This window comes from Microcystis sp. LE19-84.1B, assembly GCF_027531875.1.
Classification (GTDB): Bacteria; Cyanobacteriota; Cyanobacteriia; order Cyanobacteriales; family Microcystaceae; genus Microcystis; species Microcystis panniformis.
Genome location: NZ_JAPZSR010000383.1, coordinates 1 through 2,928 on the forward strand (window position 1 = coordinate 1; position 2,928 = coordinate 2,928).

Here is a 2,928-nt window from a genome sequence, read left to right on the forward strand (position 1 = left end):
CCGAATGCTTCGCCCGTACTTTTTGCCGCATACCCTATTTAGGAGAAAACTGCTCGATTCAATAATTTGAGCCAAAACCCAATATTTTTAAAGACATCGGTGCAGTTTCCCGCAAGTGTCGCTCATTTTTGATAGACAAAAGTTATTGCTGTCACCCCAAACACAAGTTTACTGTCCCACTCGCCAAATTTTGATAGTTTTGTCAACACTTCCACTAGCTAAATAGCGACCATCGGGACTATATGCTACTGAGAAAACTGTCTCAGAATGACCGGTAAGGGTACGCAATTCGTTTCCCGTTGCTACCTCCCAAATTTTGATAGTTTTGTCCTGACTCCCACTAGCTAAATAGCGTCCATCGGGACTATATGCTACTGACCTAACTACCTCAGAATGACGAGTAGGGGTACGCAATTCTCTTACCGTTGCTACCTCCCAAATTTTGATAGCACCGTCACCAATCCCACTAGCTAAATAGCGGCCATCGGGACTATATGCTACTGATAAAACCGCGTGAGAATGACCAGTAAGAGTACGCAATTCTGTTTCCGTTGCTACCTCCCAAATTTTGATAGTTTTGTCAAGACTCCCACTAGCTAAATAGCGGCCATCGGGACTATATGCCACTGACCAAACCGTCATAGAATGACCGGTAAGGGTACGCAATTCTTTTCCCGTTGCCACCTCCCAAATTTTGATAGTTTTGTCACTACTCCCACTAGCTAAATAGCGGCCATCGGGACTATATGCCACTGACCAAAACGTCATATAATGACCAGTAAGGGTACGCACTTTTCCCGTTGCTACCTCCCAAATCTTGATAGTTTTATCCTGACTCCCACTAGCTAAATAGCGGCCATCGGGACTATATGCCACTGACAAAACCACCCCGGAATGACCAGTAAGGGTACGCAATCCTTTTCCTGTTGCCACCTCCCAAATTTTGATAGTTTTGTCCTTACTACCACTAGCTAAATAGCGGCCATCGGGACTATATGCTACTGAGAAAACTGTCTCAGAATGACCAGTAAGGGTTTTATCTAAGGGTGAAACCGAAGGATTAATATTAGGAATAACTGGCGGTTGTTTTTGAGTTACAACAGGCAGCGGATTTGGTGGTGGTGGAGATGGTCTATTAGGAGGTATAGGAGGTAACTTTAATTGCCGTTCAATCTCATCCAAACGTTGTAAAATAACCCTAGTATTAGCCGGTCTATTCTTTGGCAATCTTCCCATTAACTCATCAATAAAATCCAACAATAACGGGTGAATATTTTCCGTTTCTTCTCGCCAAGGTAAAACATCATTAATCGGATCATACATTTCTAAGGGATGTTTTCCGGTTAATAAATGTACAAAAGTTCGTCCTAAAGCATGAAAATCTGATTGAATCACCGCTTGGCCATGTTGTTGTTCATTGGGTGTATATCCGCGTGAGAGAATACCTGTCACCTGTTGACCTTTTACCTTTTGATGATAGGTTTGGGTTTCTTCCCTTGCTGTGCCAAAATCAATTAACACCAACTCCCCACTATTCCGCAGCATGATATTAGGGGGTTTAATATCTCGATGCAGCCAATTCTGTTGATGAATTTTATCGAGAATTAAAGTAATTTCTCTCAGCCATTTTAAAGCCCGTTTTTGACTTAAATTATCATACTGCTTAAGCCACTGTTCTAAATCAATACCCTCCACTTTTTCCATAACTAAACAGTGTAATATTTTCCCCTCCCTTGTGGAATATTGAAAATAAGCATCCGCTTGAGGAACACCGGTGACATTTTGACGACTCAACTCTAATAAAACGTCATATTCCCGTTTAAATAATTCCACTGCTTTCGGTTCATTATTCCATTTTTCTTGTAATACCTTGAGGATTTTTGCCGTAAAACCTTCAAAAGCCTCATAAACAATGCCAAAACCAGTCGTATCACTCAATAACCGACTCACTCTATATTTACCATTTAATAACAACTCAGAGCCGCAACTTTGACAGTAACGAGTATTCGAGTTATTATTACTCGGATGCTCCGGTTGATAACAATCGGGATTAATGCAGTAACAGGGTTTCATCTCGGCTATCAGTTATTTTATTGGGTGAATAATTGCAAGTTTTCCCTCCCTGACCTTGACAGCATTTTATCATAAGTAAGTAGGCGTTAAAAATTATCAGATGCCCCCTCAGCAATTCCAAATTCGGAATGTAGCAAGGAATACAGAATACAAAACGCTTTTGCCCTGTAGCTCCCCATCCAAAATCAGGTGGTGATTCGGTAGTAGTGATGGCGGCTTAATCCTTTGCCAGCTGTGCGTTGTAGTCATGGATAAAATACCAAAGGGTTCCCCAACGTGATTCTCCATTTTTTTAGAGAAAGATAGACTCTCTCTCACCAGCCGAGAAATCCTTTGTCGAAAGGTATTATTTAATCTTTTAATAGGATTAGTTTGACCAGTTTTTTTTCCGAACGGTCGATGATGTTTACTGAAAATTACTGTCTTATAGAACTCCCAAAAGTCTGTGTAAGCAACTGCACATTGTCGGTAAACACCGGGTAAACTGGATCCAAAGTTTTTTGGCTGATTGACGACTCCTATCTCCGCGCATAGCCACCAATAATTTCCCTTGTATTTCTATCAATTGCAAGCCAAATATAGACCTTTATCGTCTTAGAAAAAACCAAAGACCACATCTCATCACATTCTATAACCAATTTACCTTTTGGTTTGTCAGAAACCTTTATTTGACGGGGGACAGCCGCCAGTTTATTGTTGACATAGTTTTGTAAACATGACCAACTTACCCCTGTTACTCTAGCAATTCCTCGTAAGGAAATTCGTTCGAGCAAGAGTTTATCAATTAATTGTTTGGTTTCGTCAGAGACGGTTTTATTAGTGGGATTGATCACAAACGGTTGACCACATTCTTTA

At 40.8% G+C, this 2,928-nt stretch carries 1 protein-coding gene and 1 pseudogene; both read right to left on the reverse strand.

All coding sequences use genetic code 11. The features are described 5' to 3' along the window. Positions 1-168: 168 nt before the first annotated feature. Positions 169-2,073, reverse strand: a complete 1,905-nt coding sequence (locus O9324_RS21545; protein WP_288141270.1) for a serine/threonine-protein kinase — start codon at positions 2,071-2,073, stop codon at positions 169-171. Between the two features lie 217 nt (positions 2,074-2,290). Beyond that, positions 2,291-2,928, reverse strand: a pseudogene (locus O9324_RS21550) (IS1 family transposase); the annotation flags it as partial.

Bases quoted from the DNA above. Each gene is read 5' to 3' on its own strand.
- O9324_RS21545 (WP_288141270.1), bottom strand. From the start codon at position 2,073: ATGAAACCCTGTTACTGCATTAATCCCGATTGTTATCAACCGGAGCAT.